At 58.9% G+C, this 24,048-nt stretch carries 24 protein-coding genes; 11 read left to right on the top strand and 13 right to left on the bottom strand.

The features are described from left to right. Positions 1-3: 3 nt before the first annotated feature. From CER19_RS24175 to CER19_RS24135, 9 genes are all read right to left on the bottom strand, one after another. Complete coding sequence (locus CER19_RS24175; protein WP_116668256.1) at positions 4-1,128, bottom strand: fimbrial protein; 1,125 nt, start codon at positions 1,126-1,128, stop codon at positions 4-6. Beyond that, on the bottom strand, positions 1,125-3,722 hold the full coding sequence (locus CER19_RS24170) for a fimbria/pilus outer membrane usher protein (protein WP_116668255.1): 2,598 nt from the start codon (positions 3,720-3,722) through the stop codon (positions 1,125-1,127). The genes CER19_RS24175 and CER19_RS24170 overlap by 4 nt, the downstream gene beginning before the upstream one ends. A 33-nt stretch (positions 3,723-3,755) precedes the next feature. After that, a complete protein-coding gene (locus CER19_RS24165) occupies positions 3,756-4,502 on the bottom strand; it encodes a molecular chaperone (RefSeq protein WP_116668254.1) in 747 nt (248 codons plus the stop codon). Between the two features lie 73 nt (positions 4,503-4,575). After that, positions 4,576-5,124, bottom strand: a complete 549-nt coding sequence (locus CER19_RS24160; protein ID WP_116668253.1) for a fimbrial protein — start codon at positions 5,122-5,124, stop codon at positions 4,576-4,578. Between the two features lie 277 nt (positions 5,125-5,401). Beyond that, on the bottom strand, positions 5,402-7,735 hold the full coding sequence (locus CER19_RS24155) for an ATP-binding protein (protein WP_116668252.1): 2,334 nt from the start codon (positions 7,733-7,735) through the stop codon (positions 5,402-5,404). Further along, a complete protein-coding gene (locus CER19_RS24150) occupies positions 7,735-10,077 on the bottom strand; it encodes an ATP-binding protein (RefSeq protein WP_256660529.1) in 2,343 nt (780 codons plus the stop codon). The genes CER19_RS24155 and CER19_RS24150 overlap by 1 nt, the downstream gene beginning before the upstream one ends. A 44-nt stretch (positions 10,078-10,121) precedes the next feature. After that, a complete protein-coding gene (locus CER19_RS24145) occupies positions 10,122-10,787 on the bottom strand; it encodes a response regulator transcription factor (protein WP_116668250.1) in 666 nt (221 codons plus the stop codon). Positions 10,788-10,926: 139 nt separating this feature from the next. Beyond that, positions 10,927-11,592: a response regulator transcription factor gene (locus CER19_RS24140; RefSeq protein ID WP_116668249.1), complete on the bottom strand. Its 666-nt coding sequence runs from the start codon at positions 11,590-11,592 to the stop codon at positions 10,927-10,929. 221 nt (positions 11,593-11,813) lie between these two features. Beyond that, positions 11,814-13,163: an EAL domain-containing protein gene (locus CER19_RS24135; protein WP_116668248.1), complete on the bottom strand. Its 1,350-nt coding sequence runs from the start codon at positions 13,161-13,163 to the stop codon at positions 11,814-11,816. A gap of 296 nt (positions 13,164-13,459) precedes the next feature. Here CER19_RS24135 and CER19_RS24130 point away from each other — a divergent pair, with 296 nt between their 5' ends. Beyond that, positions 13,460-13,909 carry a GNAT family N-acetyltransferase gene (locus CER19_RS24130; protein WP_116668247.1) on the top strand — a complete coding sequence of 150 codons (450 nt, stop codon included), beginning with the start codon at positions 13,460-13,462 and terminating at the stop codon, positions 13,907-13,909. 6 nt (positions 13,910-13,915) lie between these two features. On the opposite strand, the gene CER19_RS24125 is transcribed toward CER19_RS24130, so the two are convergent. Beyond that, complete coding sequence (locus CER19_RS24125) at positions 13,916-14,404, bottom strand: DUF2938 domain-containing protein (protein ID WP_116668246.1); 489 nt, start codon at positions 14,402-14,404, stop codon at positions 13,916-13,918. Between the two features lie 81 nt (positions 14,405-14,485). Here CER19_RS24125 and CER19_RS24120 point away from each other — a divergent pair, with 81 nt between their 5' ends. From CER19_RS24120 to CER19_RS28850, 3 genes are all read left to right on the top strand, one after another. After that, on the top strand, positions 14,486-14,938 hold the full coding sequence (locus CER19_RS24120; protein WP_116668245.1) for a helix-turn-helix domain-containing protein: 453 nt from the start codon (positions 14,486-14,488) through the stop codon (positions 14,936-14,938). After that, positions 14,935-15,393: a GNAT family N-acetyltransferase gene (locus CER19_RS24115; RefSeq protein WP_116668244.1), complete on the top strand. Its 459-nt coding sequence runs from the start codon at positions 14,935-14,937 to the stop codon at positions 15,391-15,393. Before CER19_RS24120 ends, CER19_RS24115 begins: the two co-directional genes overlap by 4 nt. A 99-nt stretch (positions 15,394-15,492) precedes the next feature. After that, positions 15,493-15,642, top strand: a complete 150-nt coding sequence (locus CER19_RS28850) for a hypothetical protein (protein WP_165861668.1) — start codon at positions 15,493-15,495, stop codon at positions 15,640-15,642. Between the two features lie 28 nt (positions 15,643-15,670). Here CER19_RS28850 and CER19_RS24110 read toward each other — a convergent pair whose 3' ends face one another. Both CER19_RS24110 and CER19_RS24100 read right to left on the bottom strand, forming a co-directional pair. Then, complete coding sequence (locus CER19_RS24110; protein ID WP_116668243.1) at positions 15,671-17,194, bottom strand: sensor domain-containing diguanylate cyclase; 1,524 nt, start codon at positions 17,192-17,194, stop codon at positions 15,671-15,673. A 560-nt stretch (positions 17,195-17,754) separates the two neighbouring features. After that, a complete protein-coding gene (locus tag CER19_RS24100; RefSeq protein WP_116668242.1) occupies positions 17,755-19,332 on the bottom strand; it encodes a histidine kinase famiy protein in 1,578 nt (525 codons plus the stop codon). Between the two features lie 537 nt (positions 19,333-19,869). Here CER19_RS24100 and CER19_RS24090 point away from each other — a divergent pair. Further along, complete coding sequence (locus tag CER19_RS24090; RefSeq protein ID WP_116668241.1) at positions 19,870-20,124, top strand: hypothetical protein; 255 nt, start codon at positions 19,870-19,872, stop codon at positions 20,122-20,124. A 5-nt stretch (positions 20,125-20,129) separates the two neighbouring features. After that, positions 20,130-20,408 (top strand): hypothetical protein, encoded by a 279-nt coding sequence (locus CER19_RS24085; protein WP_116668240.1) that lies wholly within the window; start codon positions 20,130-20,132, stop codon positions 20,406-20,408. A 19-nt stretch (positions 20,409-20,427) separates the two neighbouring features. Here the strand turns inward: CER19_RS24085 and CER19_RS24080 are convergent, their stop codons facing one another. After that, a complete protein-coding gene (locus CER19_RS24080) occupies positions 20,428-20,928 on the bottom strand; it encodes a CinA family protein (RefSeq protein ID WP_116668239.1) in 501 nt (166 codons plus the stop codon). Positions 20,929-21,051: 123 nt separating this feature from the next. Between CER19_RS24080 and CER19_RS24075 the strand changes: the two genes are divergently transcribed. From CER19_RS24075 to CER19_RS24055, 5 genes are all read left to right on the top strand, one after another. Next, positions 21,052-21,459, top strand: coding sequence for a low affinity iron permease family protein (locus tag CER19_RS24075; RefSeq protein WP_116668238.1), 408 nt, complete (start codon positions 21,052-21,054; stop codon positions 21,457-21,459). A 736-nt stretch (positions 21,460-22,195) separates the two neighbouring features. Beyond that, entirely contained in the window at positions 22,196-22,960 is a 765-nt protein-coding gene (locus CER19_RS24070) for an OBAP family protein (protein ID WP_116668237.1), read from the top strand. Positions 22,961-23,105: 145 nt separating this feature from the next. Beyond that, positions 23,106-23,387 carry a hypothetical protein gene (locus CER19_RS24065; protein ID WP_044273258.1) on the top strand — a complete coding sequence of 94 codons (282 nt, stop codon included), beginning with the start codon at positions 23,106-23,108 and terminating at the stop codon, positions 23,385-23,387. 101 nt (positions 23,388-23,488) lie between these two features. Beyond that, complete coding sequence (locus CER19_RS24060) at positions 23,489-23,746, top strand: DUF6555 family protein (protein ID WP_116668236.1); 258 nt, start codon at positions 23,489-23,491, stop codon at positions 23,744-23,746. Further along, on the top strand, positions 23,743-23,982 hold the full coding sequence (locus tag CER19_RS24055) for a hypothetical protein (protein ID WP_116668235.1): 240 nt from the start codon (positions 23,743-23,745) through the stop codon (positions 23,980-23,982). Before CER19_RS24060 ends, CER19_RS24055 begins: the two co-directional genes overlap by 4 nt. The last annotated feature ends 66 nt before the right edge of the window (positions 23,983-24,048 follow it).

Genomic DNA, 24,048 nt, shown 5'->3' with positions numbered 1-24,048 from the left:
CACTCACTGATAAATGATCGTGAAGGTTGCCGACGCATTCGCCGGCCCCGGCGTAACCTTGGCCCCGGTTTGCAGGTAGCGCGCGCGCAGCGGGATGGAATAACTGCTTTCGGTACTCCTGAGGGACAGGCCCGCGTTTCGGTTGCTCGCCAATGGCAGGGCAACGCCGTTGCTGGTGGCGACCTGAATGCCGACGCCAGTCGCGGCAGGCGCATTGCCGGCCGTGCTCGGGTCGAGGCTCAGGATGCCGTTGCTTGCATTGATGGCCGTCCGAGCCGGGTCGATGCGGTATTGCAGTGTGTTGTTGACGCGGGCCCCGCTGGTGCCGGTGCCGGTGGGTGAGTTACCGCTTTGTGAAATCCAGCCGGTACCGGTAGTGGAAAACATGCCGTTGAACGCAGGGCAGTCATTCAAGGCGATGGCAAAATCCGTCCAGCCAGTGCTGCTGTTGAGGCCAGTGAATTTATTGACCAGGTGGGTGCCCATGGGCACCGAGACATCCGGTGTACTGCAGGTTCGCGAAACAATCTGGATGCTGCCGGAAATGCCCATCCTGAAGCCGGTCATTCTGGCGTCGCCGAAATTGCCGAACAGACTCACGATCGGCAATGTACTGCCCACCAGCACACCCGGCGTCACCTCGCCAATCTTGATCAATATCAGCTCAAAGTTCGAAGGCCCGTCAAACGGCACGAGGCATCGCCACCCCTGCGTACACGTGGTCCATGCCTTGGCGCTTTGCCTGGGCAGCAGGCCACCGTTGCTATTGAAAGCAACGCCCAATCCGGGAACGCTGGTTCTGTAGACCTTATTGGCATAGGTGCCACTGGTCACATTGGCCAGGGCATAGCTGGATTCAACCGTGAGTTCGGTCCACTGTTGATACGGTGCGAAAAGGCATTCCAGCTTCACCGCCTGACCTGAGGCCATGCTGAACTTTTGACGATAGACCTCAGTGCCCACCGGCACATCACGCCCGACGGTGATCGCCGATATCTGCAACGGCATGGAGCCCACGGCAGGCCGGATACCGTCCATGTAGGAACAAGTGACCGCCATGGCCGTGCCGGCCGAGGCCCACAAGGCCATACCCAACAACCCCAGTTTGATCAAAGAGCCGATGTTCATAACGCTACCTTCTGCTGGGTGTTGGGCCGCACGCTGTCAGCGACCTGTTTGCCGGCCGCACACACGGCGTCCACTTGTTGCAGCTGTTGCCCATCGCCAGGGCCTGGCGGGATCGTCAGCGCACACTGCTGCTGCGCCTGGCTGCCCCAGTTGACCAGCAAGCGGCGCGTCTCGGGTTTGATCCGCGCATACAGTTGCCCGCCCTGCCCGACCACGCCCACGGTGGCACCCTCGCCATCGGTCACTCCCGCGCCGAACGGCAAGCTGCTGCCGTCGTCCAGGCGCACATTGAGCAGCACCGCGCGGCCCTGGTTGGTGGTGTATTTGAGGTGCACGACTGCACCGGCACGCGGCGCGGTCTGTTGGCTGGTTTCGCTCAACTCAACGTCCAGGGAACTGCCGATCGGGTCGATCGCCACCTCGTTCAACTCATACGGGCGCAGGTACGGCACCACGGCGTTGCCGCTGCCGTCGAGCCTCAGGCCCGGGTAGCCGGAGACCTTAGCCCCCTCGGCGCCTGGGGCGCTGACCACGGCCATGGTTTCACCGCGGTAAGGCGTCATGGTCACACCATCGCCATGGGCCACCACCGTGCCGCTCGCGCCCACCGACGCGCTGGTATAGCCATCGCCTCGGCCCAGAGCGGCACTGAGCATGGCGCGGGCGCCGGTGTACTGGCCGTTGAGCGCGGCACTCTTGGTGTTGCTGGCGCCGTCATGGCCGAAGGTGGCGCCATAGCCGTATTGGCGATCCTGGCCGGCAGTGCCGCTGATACCCGCCTGCTCGCTGTAATTGCCGCGGGTGTCACGGCCCAGTTGTGCGGTGACTTGCGGCCCATAGCCCGAGCCGCCAAATTCGAGCGGCATGCTCATGGTCAGCAGAAAACTGTTTTCCATATCGCCCAGGCCCATGCGGCTGCGGTTGGCGTTCACGCTGAAACTCACCCGGTTGAACTGCTTGCTGTAGCTGAACTGGTACTGCACGTCGCTGCCCTGCTGGTTCCAGTAGTTCTGGGCATAGCCGCTGATCGATACCTGGCCCCAAGGCCCGAAGCTCTGGTCGGCGGTGAGTGACAAGCGGCTGCGCGGGCGACCGAACTGGCTGGTGTCCCAACCGTTTTTCTCGGCATCGAGCAGCTGCACGGCATTGCTGAAATCCAGGTAGTCACGGGTGGAAAAACGGTAGGCCGCCACCGAAAAGTTACTGCCGGTGCTAAGAATGTTCTTGCTGTAGGACAGGCGCATGCTCTGCCCCTTCGCCCGACCGGCAGCCAGGTCGGTCTGGGCGTGTGTCACGTCCACCGCCATGGCGCCGATCGGCGTGCCGAACGCCAAGCCTGTGAGGACAGCCGCGTAGTGATCGCTCGATTGCACACCGCCGAACCCGGTGAAGGTGTTGTTCAGGCCATATTGCAGCGTGCCTTGCAGCAGGCGCGTCTGCTCGTCAACGAAATTGTTGCGGGTTTCACCGGCGGTGACGCTGAAACGTGACGTGCCAGGACGCAGCAACTGACTGACCGAGGCATAGGGCACGATAAAGTTTTGTTCGGTACCGTCCGCCTCGGCCACGCTCACGTTGAGATCGCCCCCATAGCCGGTGGAGTACAGGTCGTCAATGACGAAGGCGCCGGGGGCGACCGTGGTTTCCAGCAGCACGTTGCCGGCCTGGCGAATGGTGACGCGCGCATTGGTGCGGGCGATGCCACGAATAACCGGCGCATACCCGCGCATGGAGTCGGGCAACATGCGGTCATCACTGGCCAATTGCACGCCGCGATAAGACAAGGTGTCGAAGATCTCGCCGCTGGTGTTGGACTCACCCACAGTCAGCTGGCTTTTCAGCGCAGTGATATCGCGTTGCGCGTAGCTGTCCAACGCCTGGTACTGGCTACCGTTGCGCGATTGCCAGCCCACCGAGGCATTGTGACGCAAGCGCCAATCGCCAAGGTTGAGGCCGGCATTGAGCCCCAGGAAGGCCGAGTCATTGTTGCCACTGCGGGTGCGGTTGCGATTGGCATTGAAGTTGTAACTGAGCAGGCCTGCGGTGACGCCACGGTCCCACAGCTCAGGGCTGACATAACCCCGCGAATTTCGCTTCAAGGCCGCCTGGGGGATGCTGAGGTCGAGTGCCTGGTTCTCCGGGGAGAAGTTCGCACTGGCACCCTGGATCAAACTGCTCAACGCCGTGCAACCTGGACCGTCAAGCGCCTGGCGGGCTTCGGGCGACAATTTGGCGATGTTCACGCCCTGGCGCTCAAGCAAGCCATGGTCCATGCACACCACCGGCTTGCTGCCGTCGGGCTGGGCTTCGATACGAATGTCCTGGCGGCTGTTCAACTGGCCGTTGAGCACAACGTCCGCACGGTACTGCCCTGGGGTCACCGGGTTACCGGCCTGGTATTTGCCGAGGTCGAGATTGCGTGAGTCTTCCGGCAGGAATGCATCGTTGAACTGCACCTCTTGCGCCAGCGCGGCGTGTACACCCCAGGCGCCTGACGTGACGGCCAATACCTTGAGTATCAAGCGGGTGAGCGGATTCAGGGCGAAGCGAGGCGGCGCCCCCAGAGGCGGCCTGGAGCGGGAAGAGGTCTGCATAAATGACTCGCGGGTAAAGACGTCAGGAATTGATCAGGGCTTGAGTGCTTTCCGAGTCGGGATCAGCGCGCCGTAATCGTTGATTGCGCTGAACTCCACCTGTGCGCCTGCGGCGGGTGGGGTTTTAAGAGTTGGCAGCGGGAATTGCCGGGTTTGACCCGGGCTCACCATGCCGTCCTCACTGCGCGCACGCTGACCGCCGGCCACCAGGTCCAGCTCGACCAGCGATACATGAAACGCCGACGGGTTGAACGCTTGCAGGGCCAGGCCCTGACCATCGCTGGCCGTAACCAGTTGCCATTGCACCTGTTCAATCGCTTCGCTGGCAGTACCTGCAAGGCCGGTCGGGCGATAGAACAATTTGATCCGCGAACGGAAGGCCATTTGCAGGGTGTTAAGGTCTGCCCCGGCCTCGGGCTTGGGCGGAATTTCCAGCACGTTGAGCCAGAACACCGACTCCTTGTCTTGGGGCAGCGCTGTCCCCGTGAATAGCACTCGCAGGCTTTGGCCCTTGGTCGGGTCGATACGCGCCACCGGAGGCGACAGCAGAAACGGCGCCTTGGAGCTGGTGGGGGTGGACTCCACACTGCCGGTGTCAATCCACGCTTGCATCAACGCGGGTTGAGTACCGTTGTTATTGAGTTTTACCGTGACTTCTTTCTGGTCCGCCGGGTAGATCACGCGGGTGCCGGTGATCACTACACCCGCCAGCGCCTGGGAACACCCAAGTGCCACAAGACTTGCCAGAAGCATTTGTTTAAATGGAAGTATGCAAGGCATGACTTAGTCCCAATGCCGCCCCGAAAGCACGCCCTTTAAATACACAACAGGGCGTGCCTTCATTACTGGCGTCTTACTGATAATTGATGGAGTAAGTCACGTTGCTGATAACAGTGCCCGGCGTGGTCGCGGCCTGGGCGTAGTACTGAACAGAGTACGGCAGGTCTGCGCTGAGTGTGGTGGCATCGATGTCGATACGGCTGGTGGACGCCACTTGTGCGGTATCACCGGCCTTGATGGCCTTGCCATTGGATGCGTCGACCAATTGCAGTTGAACCTTGGTGGCACCGCCGCCCATGTTCTTCAAGTTGCCGCTGGCCGGGTCAACCGAGCCACCGGCTTCAAAGAATGCAGCCGCGGTTTTCAGCGCTGCCGAGCATTTGCTCAACTGAATGCTGAAACCGGTCTGGCCGGCCACCTGACCAGCCGAGGTCAACGAGGCAGTGGAAATGGTCGGCAGCGTGACGGTAGAGCCTGCCGAGCCGGGCTGCCCATTCACTGCAACCTGGCAGGTCTCGGCCTTCAGTTCACCGTTGAAATTGATGGTGCCATCCGAAGCCATGGCAGCGGAGGTGGCGGTGGCGGCGACCAGTGCAGCGAGGACGCGGGCTTTGTAATTCATGAGTAACTCCGAGAGAGCGATATACCAGGTAAGTGAAGAAGTTTCCGGTGCTGGATAACTTCTGTGTTGTTGCGCAGTGAAGTGTAGGGAGTCCGCGCAACACCCAATATAGGAGTGCTCCTAAAAACAACTAAGCCACTCAATATTTTCAACAATGAACGTCTGTTTCGCTCGGCAAAAACTTACGCACTTCAACTTATGTTATTTGTTTTTAGAGTCACTACTTCGTCTATAGGAGTGGTCCTAAAAACCAGGCTGTCGAGGCAAGACGCATTATTCAATAACCGGCCGCAGCCCAGTCTTGCGCCATAAGATTGAGTTGATCCGCAACCGCTACGGTTGGCCAGTTCACTTCATCGTGCAACAACGACTCGATCCCTTCGGCGCCGGCCGCAATCGCAGTCCAGCCTACCGTCTGTGCAGCCCCCTTTAGCCGATGCGCAGCCTGCAGGGCAACCGGGCGATCACGCAGGGCAACAGCGCTGAACAGACGGTTCAGATCCTGGCGCAGTGCTTCTTGCCGCCCTTCCCGCTCTTGCCCTGAGGCAGCATGCACCTGCGCCGCTGGTATCAGGACCTGATCGCACCACAGCTCGATCATTTGCTGCAATTTGTCCTGACGCACCGGCTTGCTCAGCACGCCGTCCAGGCCGGCCTCAAAACAGCGTTCAAGATAGTCATTACCTGTTACCTGCGACATCGCAATGATTGGGCAATGCCCGCGCTGTTGTTGGCGCTCCACGTCGCGCAAAGGGCCGCTCAGGTTGAACGCCTGATGCTCATCAATCAGTACCAGATCGACCCTGTGCTGATTGAAGAGCGCCAGCGCCTCGTCACCCTCGGCCGCCAGCCGTACGCCCAGGCCAAAACCTTGAAGCAATGCCTGTACTGCTTGCTGATCGGCATATTCACCTCCCGACACCAGCACCCATAATGAAACCTCCCTGGAAGCCGCATCAGGATCGGCTGCCCGCACAGGCGGCTCAAGCGGTCCGGCCCACTCGACGGGCAACCTCACGTCGACTTGAGTGCCGCTCCCCGGGACGCTGCTCAAGGTCAGCTGGCCGTGCATCAACTTCACCAAACGGCGACAGATCACCAGCCCCAAACCGGTGCCGCCGCTACGCTTGAACGACTGCCTGGCGCGAGCATAGGGCCGAAACAGCGCAGCTTGCGCCTGGTCGGACAACCCAATGCCGGTGTCGACCACGCGAATCAACGCCTGCGAAGTTACCCCCGGCTGTGCGTCGGGCAACAGCAGTTGCACCTCCACTCGGCCGTGCTCGGTGAACTTGATGGCGTTGGAGATCAGATTACCCAGCACCTGGGCCACCCGCTGGTCATCGAGCAGTGCTGAAGCGATTGGGCGCTGGCCAGTCAATGTCAACGTCAGGCCCTTTTCCTCGGCATAGCCTCGGTAATCATCCACCTGCTGTTGCAACAGTGACCACAAGTCCACCGGCTCAAGATTGAGCTGCAATTGCCCGGCCTCCATCTTGGAGATATCCAGCACATCGTCGACCAGGCGCAGCAAGGTATTGGCGCCGGTATTGGCCAGGTCCGTGAAGTGCCGCTGCTGTTCGTCCAGCGGGGTGTGCTCAAGCAGCTCGACCGCCGCCAGCACTGCATTCATGGGCGAGCGCACTTCATGGCTCATGACCGCGAGAAACATCGCTTTCTCGCGCTCACGCTGCACCGCGCGCCGCCGCTGCAACCGGCTTTGCCACACCAGCGTAATGAGCAACAGCACAATGGCCAGCAACAGCCACAACTCACCCGCGTAATGTTCGGCGATGGACCTGATGGTCGGGATATCCAGGTTCATGTCGGCAAACCAGGCATCGAAGATCGCCTTGCGCTCATCCCCGGTGATGGAGGCCAATGCCTTCTCCAGGATCGACAGCAGGATCGCATCGCTGTCGCGCACCGCCATGCTGACGCCGGTGTGCAGTTGCGGCACCACGCCGGATATCTGCAAGACGCCCTGGTACTGACGGGAAAGATACGGGATCAACAACCACTCCGAAGCGATAGCGGCGTCTGCCTTGCCGTCCTTGACCATCGCCATCATGTCGACCGCGTTCTGGGCGGCGATGAGCGTAACTCCTGGGGCCTCTTCGCGCAGGAATGCGCCATAGACTTCGCGTCCCAACATGACCAAGCGTTTGTGGGCAAGCTGTTCCAGGCCTGCCAGCGGCTGATCGCCAAAACGACTGACAAGAATCGTCGAGCTGGTGTTGTAAGGCAGGGTGTAAAGCATCCCACGATCCTGGGCCGGGTCGTCGGAACGCCGCCGTGTGGACAATATGTCCACCTCGCCGCTGATCAGCATATCCTTGCGCGCACTGCGCGTGGTGGTCAGCACCGGCTCGAAATGCAGACCGGTACGCAGGCTGATCAGCCTCAGGTATTTAGCCGACAGACCGCGCAATTGGCCGCCACTCATGTATTCGAAAGGCAGCAGGTCCTCGAACACACCCACACGCAGCACCGGATGAGCAGCTATCCAGTCCACCTCCGGCTGCGTCAATCCCATGGGTGGTGAACTGGCGTACACGCCCACCGACGCCGGAAGGCACATCAACGTCAGTACCAGCAGCAGGCGCCGCATCAGCGTGCCGTCCGCTGCGCACGCGTCGCCGGCAGTACGTCGAGCGCTGTATCGCCGCTCAACGCGGCCCACTGTTGCAACAACGGCTGCAAGGCTTGGGCGTGCACTGGCCCCCACTCTGCTTCGCTGTACAGCAGACGCTCCATGTACTCGGCGGCCTGCGCCAGTGCCGACCACTCCATGATCAATGCAGCCCCATGCAATCGATGCGCTACGTGCTGCGCCGATGCGCGGTCGCACAGGGCGACGGCTTTGACCAGGTTTGCCAGGTCACCGGCCATTTCACGGTTGATTGCGGCTTGATCCAGCAAAGGCGCCATCAAGCTGGTACTGGGGGCGGCCAGCTTGACCCCGCACCAGCGTTCAATGACTTCGCACAACTGCCCAAGGCGTATGGGCTTGCTCAAGGTCGCGTCCATGCCCGCCTCGATACAGCGTTGAAGATGACGGTCGCCGGTCAGGGCAGAGATCGCGATAATCGGGCTGCGTGTGCGCCCCAGTTGCATTTCCAGGGCGCGCAACCTGCGCACCAGGCCATAACCGTCTTCATCGGGCAAATCGCAGTCCATCAGCACCAGGTCGTATACGGTTTCCCTGAACAGCGGCCAGGCTTGCGCGGCGTCGGCAGCGATCACTGGCTGACAGCCAAATGCACTGATTTGCGCGCGTAATACCTCCTGGTTGGCGTAGGTATCTTCCACCACCAAAATCTGCAGGCCGCTCACGGTTGGCTGGGTTGAGGGGGCCGCTTGCGGCATCAAGACCGCTGGCTCCTCGCCGATGCTCACCGGTAAGCGGATAGCCACTGTCGTGCCTGAGCCCGGCTCGCTGGTCAGCGTCAACGTGCCCTGCATCAAACCCACCAACTGCCGACAAATCATCAGGCCCAACCCGGTGCCCCCCGTGCGCCGGGAGGATTCGCGGGCCTGGGCATAGGGGCGAAACAGGGCGGCCTGCACCGCGTCTGAAATGCCGACGCCACTGTCGCGCACCTCAATCTGCAATTGCGCAGTGCCGTGCACTGCAACCGCTAACGCCACAGTGATGTCGACACCGCCTGTGTCGGTAAACTTGATGGCATTGGAAAGCAGGTTATGAAAAATTTGCGTGAGCCGGGAGCTGTCGAGCAACAACAAGGGGAGCTGCGCCTGAATATGGCAGTTCAAGCTCAGGCGTTTTTCCCGCGCACGCAGTCGATGCAGGCCGACTACGCCTTGGACCAATGCCTCCATGTCGATTGCCTCGACGGCCAGCCGTGGCGGTTTGGCATGCGAGCCAGGCCTGTCCAGGACATCGTCCAGCAGGCGCCCCAGCGCGTTGGCCCCACTGTTGGCCAAATGGACCAAATGGCGCTGTTGCTGGTTGAGCCGGGTATGCCCGAGCAACTCCATCGCCGCCAGCACCGCGTTCATCGGTGAACGGATTTCATGCCCCATCACCGCCAGAAACATGGTTTTTTCCTGCTCGTTACGCACCGCCAGGCGCCGTTGACGCTGGCCTCGATACAGCAGTGCGCACAGGCTGACCAGCACGAGCGCGCCAAGGATCAACACATGCAAATAATGGGCGGCGATACTGGGCAGCGATGGAACATTCAGGTCCAGATCCTGGTACCAGCGCCCATACAGACCGTTGCGTTGCTCGACGGTGATGGAGGCGAACACCTTCTCCAGTATTGAATACAGCATGACCTGGTCTGTACGGGTCACCATGCTCACATCCAGCACTTGGCTGCCGAGCACACCGGATACTTCCAGAATGCCCTGGAACCGTTGATACAGATAAGGCATTAGAAAGATGGCTGACGCGATTGCCGCATCGGCACTGCCGTCTTCAACGCTGGTCAGTATCTCCAGGGCTGAAGCGCTTTTTTTGAAAGTGGCCTGAACTCCTTTACGCCGGAAAATTTGCTCGTAATACGCCACATTGTTGGGTATCGCGACGGTTTTACCTTGCAGTTGATCAAGATCGAAAGCGTCGGGGCTCTCAACCCGCGTCACAATGACAGGTGAGGTCGATTCGTAGGCAAGCGTTCGAAGCCCCTTGGTAGTGGGTTCAGACCTGAAGCGTAAATAAGACGACAGCAGGTCAACCTGGCCTTCAAGCAACATTTTCTCGCGCTCGGCCAGCGTTTTTCCGGGTACGAACGTGAACTGAAGGCCGGTCGCGGCCGTGACGAATTGCAAATACTCTATCGACCGCCCGCGCATGACTGCGTTGCTGATGTATTCGAAAGGCATCAGGTCTTCGACCACGCCGACCCGTAATACTGGATGCGTCTGGACCCAATCCTTTTGCTCTGCACTCAGCTCGACCGGACCGGCCCTTGCAGCAGGCACCATCATTATCAGCAAGCTACATAACGCCACGGCACACAGCCCCGTTTTCATGGTGTACCGATAATCTTGTTGAGCTTGAACAGCTCATTGTTCGACGTCACCCCAAGCTTGCGGAATGCCGAGGTTTTTTGCGTGCTGATGGTTTTGATGCTGCGATTGAATTTCTCGGCAATTTCACTCACGGTCATGCCTGCCAGATAACAGCGAATGACTTCCTGCTCGCGGCTCGTCAGTTCTGCCAGCGCCAGTGCATCGCGCTCCTCGTTGGTGCTTTCACGCGTCTCACCCGTGACCGTTTCCGCCAAGCGATAGGTCATGTCGGTGTTCAAATACACGGCGCCCGCTGCGACTTTGCGAATCGCTTTCACCAACTGGCTCATGTCTTCGCCCTTACCCACAAAACCACGGGCCCCCACGCGCATGGCCAGGCCCACTGTCGCCGGATCATGATGACTGGACAAGATCAGGATGTGGCAATTGGGAAATTTGACGCGTAACGCACGGATCAGTGATACACCGTCCAACTCATTGGGATTAAGAGAGAAATCCAGCAGTAGTAAATCTGCCGGTGCTGTAACAAGACCGGCAATCAAGTCGCGGCTTTTTTCATAAATGCCAACCACTTCAAAGTTCACCTCGGCTGCCAACGTACTGGCAAGGCCATGTCGAACGACTGCGTGGTCATCCAATAACGCAATGCGTATGGGTTTCATCGTGATCGTACCCTCTCGGCCCGGCGCGCGCCGCACCGTCGAAACACAGGGATAACTCATCGATACAACGTCTAACACGCACATGAGTATATGCAACAACCGCAAAATGACACGCGCACAGCAGATGAATTCGCACCGTTCAAATTCCTTCGATAATATGCCTGATCCTGAATAGCTCATTGTTCGACATCACCCCCAACTTGCGAAATGCGGCGGCTTTTTGCGAACTGATGGTTTTGATACTGCGGTTGAATTTCTCGGCGATCTCGGTGATGGTCATGCCGGCCAGGTAACATCGAATCACCTCCTGCTCGCGCGCAGAAAGGCTGACAAAGCGCAGGGCTTCATCCCTGCCCTTGGTCTCGCCGTCATAGCTCACGGCGGTGGCTTCTGCCACGCGATAGGCCATGTCCGGGCTCAAGTACACGGCGCCTGAGGCCACCAGCCGGACCGCGCAGATCAACTGCTCCATGTCTTCGCCCTTGCCCAGAAACCCGCGTGCGCCGACCCGTAACGCCAGGATTGCGGTCGCTGCGTCATGGTGCGTGGAAAAGATCAGAATCCGGCAGGCTGGAAACTTCACGCGCAGCGCGCGAATCAACGATATACCATCCAGTTCGCAGGGGCCCAGCACAAAATCCAGCAGCAATATCTCGGCCGGTGCTGTCGCCAGCCCGGTTATCAGGTCACGGCTACGGCTGTACACGCCGACCACTTCAAAATCCGGTTCCTGTACCAGTCGATTGACTAAACCATGTCGTACAATTGCATGATCATCCAGCAAAGCAATGTGTAAACGTTTCATAGATCAAGGAACACTCTTTATAACGAGCAAAAAGACGAGAACAGCAACTTTATTGACTGTTAATTGGTTCTCGACTTCTCAAGCGCAAGTTCGCCAGCCGAGCTGGCCACGCCTCAGCAGCAGGACATTCAAAAGTACTGAACAATTGAAAAATCAGACGATGCGAAACTTAATGCAATTGCATTAAAATGAATATCAGACTGCTCTTAAAAGCGTAGGGCTCACTCAGCCAGCGATGTACCGGGACTGCTCTGTTGAATCACAAAGTTGAGGAAAGCATCGATTTCCATTGGCCGCGCCAAGGCATAGCCTTGTCCGATCCGGCAGCCCAAACGGTGCAGCAACGGGATCGTTGATTCATCCTCGATCCCCTCCGCCACCAGGCTCAGGTTGAGCAGCCGCGCCCAGTTGACGATGCCGGCGATGACATTGCGCGACGAGGAATGCTGTTCGACACCCCGGACAAACGAACCATCGATTTTCATCTCGTCAAACGACAGGTTTGCCAGTAAGGCGAAGGTTGCCGCCCCGGTACCGAAATCGTCCATCGACACCTGGAAACCCTTGGCCCGAATCGCAGTTAACGAAGCCGACAGGTGCAGCTCATTGGGTTCGGGGACGTCTTCGGTCAGCTCAATCTTGAGCAGGTGATTGGGCAGCTCTGCCTGGCGCATTCTGGCCGCCAGGCGATCGGCGAAGTTGGGCGTACAAATCGTCTTGGCTGAAGCATTCACGGCGATGGGAATCTGGATGTTCGCGCGTTTGAGCGACAGCATGACCTTGATCGTCCACATCTCCACCAGGCTGAACAACAGCAAATCCAGGCCCAGGCGGTTGACCAAAGGCATCAGTACCGAAGGCGGTACTTCACCAAAGCGTGGGTGCTTCCAGCGCACCAACGCTTCGGCCCCCACAATGCGTCGGCTGAGCAATTCGAACTGCGGTTGAAACACAAAGCGCAGCCCGTCGCCGGTCGTCAGCGCATGGATCACCTCATCTTCGGCCAGGGCGTCGAAGGTGTTTTTGCGTAGCGAGGGGTCGGGTTGCACGCGGGTCAGTACCGTGGCGCGCAATGCATCGCCCAGGTCCAGGGTGCCGCCTTCGCGCACGATCTCGACGAAAATGCCCGCCGCCCTCGCCAAACGGGCATGGGACTCCAGGGCGCTGACGGCGACTCCACCCATGTACTTGACCCACAGCGGCTTGGCCGACCTTTCACGTGCAGACGTACGTGCACCGTCAGCGGCCCCACCCGGCGCGCCCAGCGTGGTTTCGCCCATCCAGAAAATGCCTGGAAACTGGGCCAGTTTGCCTGACTCGTGACGGGCCTTGAGCAAGCTCGGCAACATCAAGCCATCGCCGCATTCAGGGCGAATTTCACACACGATGACATCGACCGGATAATCCTCCAGCCACGCCTGCAGCGCGTCCAGGGATTCGACGTTGGCCAGGGGCAGAACGCCCATGCCGCTCAAGGCGGATGCAAGCCGATGTGCGCACGCCGCATCGGATGCCAGCGTAATTACACGTAACGCGCTGAACTCGTTGGGCACGGCGACATTTAGGATCATGACAAGGAATTTCCCGAGACTATTTCTTCAGGGAAAAAGCTTATCAGCGCCAAAAAAGAAACAAATAGGACTGGGACTAAAATCCAGCGCGGCATATGCGCGTGTGCCGCCAGAGCTTCCAGACTCAAGGCTTGCTTGAAGTTTTTCCTGAACCAGGAAAACGTCTTCACCATGCGCTGACGCAGCGTGCCGTCGCCGACGATATACTATCGATAAGGCGGCGCGTTCGCTGTCGTGATGATGTGATCAAGCGCGGGAGGGTAATGAAGTGTTTAAACAGAGGATGCTCAACGACCATGACTGAATTGCCCCCCGCTGCCCCACACTGGCTGATCCGCCAAGCCACCCCCGACGATGTGCATGCCTTGGTCGCATTGGATGCCTACGCAACCGAACATGCCAGTCGTCGCGTGTTTATCTATGACGCCATGGTTCGCCAGCAATGCCTGGTAGCCGCCGACGCCAACCTGTGCGCCGGCTACCTGGTGCTCACCCACGATTTTTTCAACCATGGGTTTATTGCGCTGGTGGTGGTTTCACCGCTGTACCAGCGCCAGGGCGTCGCCCTTCGTCTGCTGGCAGCGGCCGAAGCAGCCTGCAAGACGCCCAAGCTGTTCGCGTCGACCAATGCCTCCAACAGAGCGTCACAGGCCCTGCTGATGAAAGCTGGCTTTATTCCCAGCGGACAGATCGAGAATCTGGATGAAGATGACCCTGAACACATTTACGTCAAATTCGTCCATTGATCCCGCTCAGGCCCAGGCAATCAGCCGCGCGGCCAAGTAAAGGCCCAGCCCAAACACCCCATGGTTGATCACACTGCGCAGGCAATTCTTGCCTGGCGCGGCTGTTTTGGAGGATGCAAACCCGGCCCCCATCGCAGGCTGTATCAGCAACAGCGGGACGGCCACTGTCACCACACCCAGTATCAGTGCCGGCAAAATGGTGGGGGCCTGCAGCCAGGCAATCCCTTCAACCCACACCAGCGTGATCGCAAAAACAACGCCGGTGACGTAATGCGCGACCCAGCCCAGGGCCACTTCACCTCGAACGGATGACGCCTGCCCGATGCTGGCGTGAACAAACCGCCCTTGGCACGCATGACCGACCCAACGCCCCACAAACGCGAAATTCAGCGTTGGAACCCCAAGAGCCTTCATCAACAGCATCCACATATCCATCACGGCGGTAGCTCCCGCCCCTAACAACACAACCTGTGCGACCACTTCCAGCGCTGCCATATCTACCTCTTATTCATGGACCCATCGAACGTGCGCAGGCATCATAGAAGTTGAAGTCAACTTCAAGTCAATGGGTTACCAATGGATATCGCAGAGGTCGTCAAGCGCACGGGAGTCCCTGCCCATACCTTGCGTTTTTATGAGAAGAAAGGCTTGATCACCTCGATCAGCCCGGCCGGTATTCGCCGCCAGTTTCCAGCGGCGGTGATTGAGCAGTTAGCGCTGATTGCACTTGGGCAGGCGGGTGGACTTTCGCTGGATGAAATACAGGCCATGCTATCGCCAAACGGCCAGGCTGATGTGGACAGAGCGGTGCTGCTGGCCAAGGCCGACGAGATTGATACGACGGTCAGGCAACTGCGCGCCATGAGCCGTGGCTTGCGGCACGCGGCAGCCTGCCCTGCGCCTGATCACGCGCAATGCCCGAACTTTCGTCGGCTGCTCAAAATCGCTGCCGCGGGGGTCTTTAAACGCGACAGCGCCCACCGCCCCGCCGGTGTTCGCCCTGCACACTCAAACGTTGAGGCCGTATGATTCGCGACTTTCGAAACGCTGATGTAGAACCTGTGCTGGACATTTGGTTGCAAGCGTCAATCCTGGCCCACCACTTCATTGCCCCTGAGTTCTGGCATGAACAATTGGGCGCCATGCGCGAGATCTACCTACCAAGCGCCGTGACACGCGTGTTTGAGGTTGATGGACAAGTCCGGGGGTTCAGTTGCGTATATGAAAACACCTTGGCGGCGCTATTTGTCTCACCTGCTCATCAGGGCCGCGGCGTAGGCACGCAGTTACTGGAAGATGCCATGGGCTCTAGAGCCGCTCTTCAACTGAGCGTGTATTCGCAGAATGTTGCCAGCCTTCATTTCTACCAGATGCACGGATTTATTTTCCTCAGCGAACAACGGGACGAACACACGGGTCACCTTGAAAAGGTAATGCGCTGGGCATCTGATAGCTCGCCTAACGCACGGCCCTACCCCCGGTGATCCGGCAAACAGCGGCCTTGCCGGGGCCCCTACGCAGGAACCTTCTCTTGAATGTGCAATCTGTGGTTCACCCTTTGAACCGATTGTGAGACCCCGCGCATGCTTCTGAAAAAAGCCGTCCTCTGCCTGGCACTGCTAAGTGCCGGCTTCATCGCAGGCTATGCGGCAAAACCCACCCCGCAGCTGCAAGTCACCGCTGGCCAATTGATGGAGTGCGGTGAACTCATGATCCCGACGCTTGGGATGTGAGTCGCCAACCTCCAGGTACAAGCCGTTTTCAGCCATTCGAAATCATGTCCGCAGGATGCACGTTGAACCCATTGCGCCCCGCCGCCTTCGCGCCGTAAAGCGCCGCATCTGCGGCCTCCACCAGCCCCAACACCGGCTCCAGCCGTGAGCCCATGCCCGTCGCAACACCGATACTCACACTCACGCGCCCGAAGGGGCTGCCTGGATGTGTGATGTTCTCCTGCTGCAGACGCGAAAGAATGCGTTGCGCGACCACCACAGCGCCTGCGCTGTCAGTCGCGGGCAGGATGATCGCCATTTCTTCTCCGCCATAGCGCGTCACCAGGTCCGACGGCCGCCGCACGCACGTTTCCAATAACGTGCTGACCGCCTGCAAGCAAGCATCTCCCGCGACGTGACCAAAGGCATCATTGAAGCGTTTGAAATGGTCGATATCGAGCATCAGCAATGCCAGCGACGTACCCTCGCGCTGCGCCCGACGCGCTTCAACGGCCAGCGTTTCGTCAAAACAGCGGCGGTTGGCGAGTCCGGTCAGCGCGTCCTTTTTCGCTAATAGCGCCAATTGCCGATTGGAGTCGAGCAACTGTTGCTGGGCGACACGCAACCCCTCTTCGGCCGCTGTTCGCCTGCGGATATCCAGGATCAGAAACCAGCCGATCAACCCCGTCAGCCCCAAAAGCCCCGCCACCACAACCGCTGACAGTGCCGCCTCGATGCGCCACGCCGCGAGGGCTTCGTGCTTGCCCAACGCGACGGTGGTGATCAGCGGCAGGGTTTCGCTTTTGCGAAAGGCATAGAGCCGCTCTACCCCGTCCAGGCTGGAGGTATAGGCCGCAGTGCCCACAGGCTGGTCGACGAGGTACTTGGAATAAATAGGCGAGGTGGAAAAGTTGCGGCCCATGTCCTGCTCGCGGAAGGGGTAACGCACCAGCAACGTGCCGTCGGCGTAGGACAGGCCGATGGCGCCCTCCTGGCCTACATCGAGCTTGCCGAATACCCGCAGAAAGTTTTCCACCCCCAGGGTCACAGCGACCACGCCAGCGAAGTTGCCGGCCGCGTCGTTGAAACGGCGGCTGATGGTCACCACCCATTCATGGTTGGCGCGGCTTTGAATCGGCGGGCCAATAAAAGGTTCAGCGCTCGGATCGCCGCGATGGTGGATGAAATAGGCCCGATCACTGCTATTGGCGCCCTCCGGAATCGCACGATTGGAAGACAGCAGCCACCGGCCCTGATGATCATAAATGGTGATGCCGCTGAGCTGCGGCATCAGCGGCTGTTGTCGGTTGATCAGCGTACTGATGCGCTGGATTTGCACCGGGCCACTGCCTTCGGTTTCCAGGCGCTCAACCAACCCCAGCAACAGCAACGAGCTTTGCCGCACGATGCCTTCGGTATAGGTGTTAAGGGCCTGGGTCAGGTTCAAGCCATGCACGTCCACTTCCGCCAGCGCACGGTCGCGGGAAGACAGGACTTTCCAAATCGTCAGCGAAGTCAGGGAACAGCCGATCACCAACAGCAAGAGCATCACAAGACGGGTATCACGCTTCACGTCAGCACCTTAAGGAAGCCCGGTTTCCATTCCAGCCATCATTCGAACGTCGGTACTCACAGGGGCAACCGGTTCCAGAGTGCCAGCATACAAGCAGTCTGTGCGGGCTGCAGCAACAGAGTGTGCGGTTAACCCCTGCCGGCGGAGCAGCATCAGGCGGGGCGCAACGCCATACGAACAGCGAAGTTGTCTAGTTGGCCCATTACCGTTCATCCCCGTTTTTGAAAACTTTCAATCGTCCTCGCGGCCAGCAATACACGCCTGACCGAACCGACCGGCTGGGCGTGCAGGGTATTCGGATTTTCGATTGTACTGATGTTGGCGCTTAAACGGGTGCTGGCGGTGCTGAGGTAGCTAAGTGGGAGCGCGGGATTTACGGTTATGTCGGCGGCAAGCCCTAATGCCACTGTGCCAAGCGAACGCAATGCTCAAAGCAAAGAAGATCCAATGTGGAAGCTGGCTTGCTGCGAAAGCGGTCGTGCAGTAACAAATGCGGAGACTGACACACCGCCTTCGCGGGCAAGCCCGCTCCCACATTTTGAGCGCATTGGCCTGCTCGATCAGGCATCGAGCACAGCCCGGATTTTTCGGGGCAACTCAGCAGGCTGATACGGCTTGGAAATCAGCTCAAACTCATGCACCTCTATGTCCGCGCGGGCCAGCGAATCTTTCGCATAGCCGGTGGTCAGCAGTACCCTGATGTGCGGATACAAGCGCGACACCTCCCGCGCCAACGCCGCGCCATTCATTGCGCCGGGCATGATCAAGTCACTGAACACCAAGTCATACGTCGCCTGCCTGAGCATGCCCAATGCCTCGGCGGCATTGAGGGCGATGTCCGTGTGGTAACCGTAGTCAGACAGAATGACCTGCGCCAACTCAGCCACCTCGGGCCGGTCCTCCACAATCAGGATGCGCTCGTTACCTTGGGGTGAGGTCGCCTCAGGTGCCTGCTCGACCCACAGCTGGCTGTCATCGGCCGGAAAGTACAAGCGAATTGTCGTACCGATGCCCGGGTCTGAATGAATCCGCGCTGTGCCGCCCGATTGCTTGACGAAGCCGTACACCATCGACAACCCCAGGCCCGAGCCCTGGCCTTCTTCCTTGGTGGTGAAGAACGGCTGCATGACTTTGTCCTGAATTCCTGCGTCGATGCCGTTGCCGTTATCCGAGACCGAAATGCTCACGTAACGGCCCTCGACCAAGCCATCACGCTCGGCATCTGCATCGCCCGGCACCTGGACATTGCAGGTCTTGACGGTCACCGCCGGGTCAGCACGCCCGTGCAAAGCATCCTGGGCGTTCGACAACAGATGCTGCACCGCCAGCTCCGCCTGGACCGGGTCGATGCGGCAGTTCCACAGATCTTCGGCAAGTTCTACATGCAACTCGACGCCCTGCAGCGCATGCGCCATGAATTCGGGGCGGCTGAGCAAGCTATTCAAGTTGATCACCCGACTGTCGAGCCGTTGCTTGCGCGAAAACGCCAGCAACTGCTGAGTCAGGTTTTGCGCTTTTTCCCCCGCCGCCCTGGCACGGTTGGCGCTGTTGACGATGCGCTGCAGATCGCTGCCGGGGCGCTTGGCGCTCTGCTGGATCAAGTCGAGATAACCCATCATCACTTGCAGCAGGTTATTGAAGTCATGGGCGATGCCACCGGTCAGTTGCCCCAGCGCTTCCAGGTCTTGTGCACGACGCACGCGCTGTTCAGCGTCATGACGCCGGCTCACGTCCAGCTGCGAGGCGAAAAAATACACCAGTTGCCCACGTTCGTTGAACAACGGCGAAATGAACAGCTCGTTCCAGAAGGTCGAGCCGTCCTTGCGGTAATTGAGCACCTCCACACAGGCCTCATGGTGCTGCTCAACCGCGCGCTGCACCTGGTGCAGCGCGTTTTTGTCGGTTTGAGGCCCCTGCAAGAACCTGCAATTACGTCCGATCACTTCGTCCAGTTCAAAGCCTGTCAGGGTCAGGAACGCCTGGTTGGCAAAGATGATCGGGTTATCAGGCCCGGCGGGGTCGGTCACGATCATTGCACTGTGGCTGGCTTGCATGGCCGCAAAGAACAGGTCTTTGCGGCAGGCAGACAGCATTGCCAATTCCATACCGTCGACTACAGGCTTCTTCTTTGTCGCCAAGGTTCACCTCCAGATACGTGGTACGTGTTCCATGGACCGTGAAAACGCTGCGCGGTGCCATCTACCACCTAAAGGGCGCGGCGCCTTACGGTGGGCGCCGCGCGACAGTACAGCCTTGGATCATGGCTCAGGTTTTGGCTGCAGCCCCCTGCCCAGGTCAGCGCCGGTCGTGGGGTCGTTGGTGGGGTCCGAGAGCGTGCGGATTTTCATCATGCTTTGCGCCCCGGATCGTCTTCGGCCAAGGCTTGGGTGAAGTAACGGAACGCGATTGAAGTCGCTTGTTATGTAGAAACATGAACAAATCTCCTCCGGCTTACGGAAAAAGACGGCCAAGCATCGCGCGGCAACTTCGCCAACGACTGTGAAAACGCCTCGGAAGCATTCAACAACGAGCTAACCTTCAGCATAGGTTTCACGTAAAGGCTTTCGACGCTAAGTTCTGGACGACCCTCCTTACAAAACCATTACTTTGCCAGTATTTACGCCCAGTCATTGTGAGCTAGCCTTATCGCGCTGAGTCCTTTATGCGGTGAACTCATGGATACGTTAACGAAAGCCGAAATCGAAACGGCCCTTTCCGCTCGCCTCCCCAAGTGCGCGGTCAAGTGCTCGCTCAACGCGGACGGCAGCCTTTCAGTCACCGTAACGGCGCACGGTATGGATCAATTCACCGTCGCCAACATCAACCGCGCCCACTATCACGGTGTCTCGGGGATCAACCGGCTTGTGCGCGAAATACGTGAGGAAATGGTCATGGCCAGGCAGTCTTTCTGGCGGTCGTCGGTGGGGTAAATGACATGTCGGACTCTACTGACGCAACGCTTCAACCGGTCAACATTGGATACTTGCAGGACACGCTGTTCGGTGTAAACACGCTCGCCAGCAAGTGCCTGGGGCGGCTTGTGCGCACTGCGCCCGGCGTGCAGTTGCGGCTCGCGCCGCCATGGCCGGGGCAATTGCTGAAGGCTCACAGGATTACCTTTGTATGGGACGGTCAGGCCTATCGTGGCGTGGTCCAGCAGGCTGAATCCTTGACCAACGGCGACTTGCTGCTGGACATCGAACCGCAGCCGTAAAAGCGCGCACTTGGCAGCATTAGGCGCGTTCACCCGCTATCGCCCGCCGGTGAAAATGCGGCAGCCATTTCAACGCATGAAGAGACGCGGCCAACTGTACTTGCTCACGGGAGCCCATGAAGCGTTCCTTGCGACTGAACACACTCAGTGCGCCCCCGTTTCGATAGGCCCAGGCGAAACAAACGGTGCCTGGGGGAATGCCATCAATTCCATCCGGCCCCAGCAGGCCCGTGGTCGCTACCGCTACATCCGCAGGGCTGTCGCGCAGCGCGCCGTGAGCCATTTCCTGGGCGACCTCACAGCTGGTGAGATTGAACGTTTCGATGGTGTAAGGGCGCACGTTCAATAGCCGCTGTTTCGCTTCTGGCGAATACACCACGTACCCGCTTTCGATCCACGAACCACTGCCGTCGACCTGCGAAAGCAAGGTGATGATCTTGCCTGCGGTACACGACTCGGCCGTCGTGATGACCAACTGATGGTGCTTGAGGTATTCAACGATAGAAGCAGCGACCGACATGCTGAGTGCTCCTGCGCAGAGGGGTTTTGCTGATCGAATTTTGTCAAAAAAAATCGATTTGTAAAAAAGAATTTCGAAATTCTGCCGAGGTCTACAGAGGAACATCCCCCAGGAGACAGCATCATGAAGTTCGCGAAATTCTGCCAAAAACTCTCCAACCAGGCGGGCAGCTCAACAACCTTTCTGACGGCCGTCTCCCTGATTGCTGTCTGGGCGCTCACCGGGCCTTACTTTCATTACAACGACACTTGGCAGTTAATCATCAATACCTCCACCACCATCATCACCTTCCTGATGGTGTTCCTGATCCAGAATACCCAGAACCGCGACAACGATATTCTTCATCTGAAACTGGACGAGCTGATTCGTGCCACCAAAGAAGCTCACAATGCGGCGTTGAGCCTGGATAAACTCGGGGCGCACGACCTGCAAAAATTGCGTGAGCAATACAGCAAGTTGGGGCAGCCTAACGCGGTCGATGACATCGGGCGGGAAGCGGATTCTTCCAGTTCTTCTAACGGTCCGGTTTGAGGCCTACGCCGGTCAGTGTGCCTTGCACAACGCCGTAGTGATCGATGGTAACCACGATGCGAAGCGAGCCGCTCTTGATCTGCTTTTGATCTCAGGCGCCCCGTTAAACCACGCTGGCCGAACGCAGGCTTGAATTCGTGGGTAACCCGGCAGGACGCCGGGTTAGCCGCCCCGCGCCATGGATGGCGCGTGGCGGCGGCCCACGGATTCAAGACTGTGTTCGGGCACACCGAGCCTAGGCGAGGTGCCGAGTGGTGGGGCAAGAGCGTTTTGCTTACTTTTGCGCTTTTCAAAAGTGAGCCGCCGTAAGGGCGGACCCCTAAGTGGCCGTTACCTAAATAACGGATATGTACTCAATCTGGTCCCACATCCCGGTCGGCTATCAGGCCGCCTTCGCGAGCAAGCCCGCTCCCACAGTTTGATCGCAGGGCGTCAGGTAGATAGGTGTCGACTGTCAGGCAGTCATCGCAGGCAAGCCAGCTCCCACAATTTGATCGCGGGGCGTCAGGTAGGTGTCGGCTATCAGGCCGCTTTCGCGAGCAAGCCCGCTCCCACAGTTTGATCGTGGGGCGTCAGGTAGATAGGGGCCGTCTGTGAGGCCGTCATCGCAGGCAAGCCAGCTCCCACATGAGTGAGTGTTCAACTCAAAGCATTTTGAACGGCCCGTACGCTCGTCTCTCCAACGAGAACAGGATCAAACCTGGCGCAGATTACCGGCAACAGGAGGCAGCCGACCATGACTGACACCCCACCCCACCGAGTGACCCAATCCCTAGCCGCAGCAGTGACACTGGCCCTGCTCAGCGCCTGCGCTGGCAACAACTCACCTTCGAATGTCGAGGCACCTGGGAAACCGACAACGCCTTCGACCCGAACGCTGGAGGCCGGCGCCGCCCTGCTGCAATCACGCCCACCGATTGACGCACTGAACGCCTACCTGGACGGCTTTCACTTCTACAACGGCCATCCCGATGTGCAAATGGAAGCGCATCACTACTGCGCAATCCTCAACGAGGAGGTCATCCAGTGTGTGATCTACGACGGTAACCGCAAGGATGCCAAGTTGATGGGCGTGGAGTACATCATCAGCGAGGCGCAGTTCAACACGCTGCCCGCGTCTGAAAAGGCGCTGTGGCACAGCCATGTGCATGAAGTGAAGTCAGGGCAACTGGTCGCTCCGGGAATTCCTGAGGTGGCGGAACATGCGCTGATGGAGAAGCTGGTGCACACCTACGGCAAGACCTGGCACACCTGGCATACCGATCTGGATAAACGCCTGCCTTTAGGCGTGCCTCAGCTGATGATGGGGTTTACCGCAGACGGCCAGGCTGACCCGCGTATGGTCGCCGAACGAGATAAACGACTGGGCATCGACAGTGCCGACAAGAAAAAGACGCGCGCCGATATCCCCGCGCCGCCCATCGCCCCCGGCGCGGACGCGTGGCGCCAGGGCAAGGTTATCCAGATCGCCGACCCAACACTGAAGGTTCATCAACACTGACACCGCCATTCAATCATTTGGATTGAACGCTCATGTGCGTGCCTTTCTCTACCCAAGACCAGCCACAGATGGCCCAGCCCTGTGCCGTCGCCTACTCAACCAATGAACACGGGGGCAACAGCCCCTTTACATGAGGTAACCCAGCATGTCTTACGACTACCAAGGTATTGCCAGTGTCATCACTGCCTCGCGCCATCTTGGAACACCCTCAGATGAACGCCTTAACGAATCAAAAAACATCCAAATGACCAGCAGCGGTAAACCGACCATCGCGCGCTTGGACTTTGACACGCCAATGGATTGGCCCGGCAATCCCAACTTTATCACCGTCAATTTGCCCGACGGCTCTTCCGTCAGCGGTGTCATCGCCGAGCTGGAACGCCCAGCGAATGGGCCGGGATGGGTCACCTTTACGGTAGATGATTAGGCCTCATCCACCCCTGCGCCCAGTCATCGAATTGTCGGACAACTTATTTGAATTTTTTTTGACGTCAAATATCTGTAGCTCATGAGTATCAAGGAGGCCTCATGAAACACAACGACCTATTCACTATCGAGTATCAGCTGCATGGCGAGCCTAAGTCCTTCATCGTGCGCGCACCGCGCATGGACAATGCCGAGGCTTGGCATTGGGCCAGTTGTGACGCTGGTGTGGCGGTCATCCCAAAATTTGGGCAACACACGTTCAAGCGTGTGTCCAAACCCATGGCGGAAAAATACGGCATTACCCAGGTACGCTGGAGTAGCGCGGCACAGATTCAATGGGCGGAGGGCCTCAGAGGATGAACAGCCAGACTCTTGGTTACACAACTACAAACAGGCGGGACGACGAGGTCACGCGAAATGCCGAGATGTTCTTCGAAGCGGATCGATTGGACGCGCTGGCGTACGAGATCATTGAGTCCTACAGCGGCGATGCGCAGACGTGGTCGCGCTTTACCGAGGCGAAGAAACGTGCGGATGCGCAGCGTACAGTGGCCTATCGGGAGTGGATGCGCATTCATCGTTCCAAGCGAAAATAACGGCAGCCGGCCCGCATCGACCTGACACCCCACGATTCAAATGTGGGAGCTGGCTTGCCTGCGATA

The sequence above is a fragment of the Pseudomonas sp. GL93 genome (assembly GCF_003408955.1).
Classification (GTDB): domain Bacteria; phylum Pseudomonadota; class Gammaproteobacteria; order Pseudomonadales; family Pseudomonadaceae; genus Aquipseudomonas; species Aquipseudomonas paracarnis.
Note: the sequence above shows the minus strand (reverse complement) of the source record. Positions and strands in the feature narration are given on the sequence as shown.

Excerpts from the sequence above, each read along its gene's own strand:
- CER19_RS24085 (WP_116668240.1), top strand. The coding sequence starts at position 20,130 with ATGTCGGACTCTACTGACGCAACGCTTCAACCGGTCAACATTGGATAC.
- CER19_RS24055 (WP_116668235.1), top strand. The coding sequence starts at position 23,743 with ATGAACAGCCAGACTCTTGGTTACACAACTACAAACAGGCGGGACGAC.
- CER19_RS24120 (WP_116668245.1), top strand. The coding sequence starts at position 14,486 with ATGGATATCGCAGAGGTCGTCAAGCGCACGGGAGTCCCTGCCCATACC.
- CER19_RS24145 (WP_116668250.1), bottom strand. The coding sequence starts at position 10,787 with ATGAAACCCATACGCATTGCGTTATTGGATGACCACGCAGTCGTTCGA.
- CER19_RS24080 (WP_116668239.1), bottom strand. The coding sequence starts at position 20,928 with ATGTCGGTCGCTGCTTCTATCGTTGAATACCTCAAGCACCATCAGTTG.
- CER19_RS24160 (WP_116668253.1), bottom strand. The coding sequence starts at position 5,124 with ATGAATTACAAAGCCCGCGTCCTCGCTGCACTGGTCGCCGCCACCGCC.
- CER19_RS24075 (WP_116668238.1), top strand. The coding sequence starts at position 21,052 with ATGAAGTTCGCGAAATTCTGCCAAAAACTCTCCAACCAGGCGGGCAGC.
- CER19_RS24130 (WP_116668247.1), top strand. The coding sequence starts at position 13,460 with ATGACTGAATTGCCCCCCGCTGCCCCACACTGGCTGATCCGCCAAGCC.
- CER19_RS24140 (WP_116668249.1), bottom strand. The coding sequence starts at position 11,592 with ATGAAACGTTTACACATTGCTTTGCTGGATGATCATGCAATTGTACGA.
- CER19_RS24115 (WP_116668244.1), top strand. The coding sequence starts at position 14,935 with ATGATTCGCGACTTTCGAAACGCTGATGTAGAACCTGTGCTGGACATT.
- CER19_RS24170 (WP_116668255.1), bottom strand. The coding sequence starts at position 3,722 with ATGCAGACCTCTTCCCGCTCCAGGCCGCCTCTGGGGGCGCCGCCTCGC.
- CER19_RS24070 (WP_116668237.1), top strand. The coding sequence starts at position 22,196 with ATGACTGACACCCCACCCCACCGAGTGACCCAATCCCTAGCCGCAGCA.
- CER19_RS24135 (WP_116668248.1), bottom strand. The coding sequence starts at position 13,163 with ATGATCCTAAATGTCGCCGTGCCCAACGAGTTCAGCGCGTTACGTGTA.
- CER19_RS24090 (WP_116668241.1), top strand. The coding sequence starts at position 19,870 with ATGGATACGTTAACGAAAGCCGAAATCGAAACGGCCCTTTCCGCTCGC.
- CER19_RS24155 (WP_116668252.1), bottom strand. The coding sequence starts at position 7,735 with ATGCGGCGCCTGCTGCTGGTACTGACGTTGATGTGCCTTCCGGCGTCG.
- CER19_RS24150 (WP_256660529.1), bottom strand. The coding sequence starts at position 10,077 with ATGGTGCCTGCTGCAAGGGCCGGTCCGGTCGAGCTGAGTGCAGAGCAA.
- CER19_RS24065 (WP_044273258.1), top strand. The coding sequence starts at position 23,106 with ATGTCTTACGACTACCAAGGTATTGCCAGTGTCATCACTGCCTCGCGC.
- CER19_RS24060 (WP_116668236.1), top strand. The coding sequence starts at position 23,489 with ATGAAACACAACGACCTATTCACTATCGAGTATCAGCTGCATGGCGAG.
- CER19_RS28850 (WP_165861668.1), top strand. The coding sequence starts at position 15,493 with ATGCTTCTGAAAAAAGCCGTCCTCTGCCTGGCACTGCTAAGTGCCGGC.
- CER19_RS24125 (WP_116668246.1), bottom strand. The coding sequence starts at position 14,404 with ATGGCAGCGCTGGAAGTGGTCGCACAGGTTGTGTTGTTAGGGGCGGGA.
- CER19_RS24165 (WP_116668254.1), bottom strand. The coding sequence starts at position 4,502 with ATGCCTTGCATACTTCCATTTAAACAAATGCTTCTGGCAAGTCTTGTG.
- CER19_RS24175 (WP_116668256.1), bottom strand. The coding sequence starts at position 1,128 with ATGAACATCGGCTCTTTGATCAAACTGGGGTTGTTGGGTATGGCCTTG.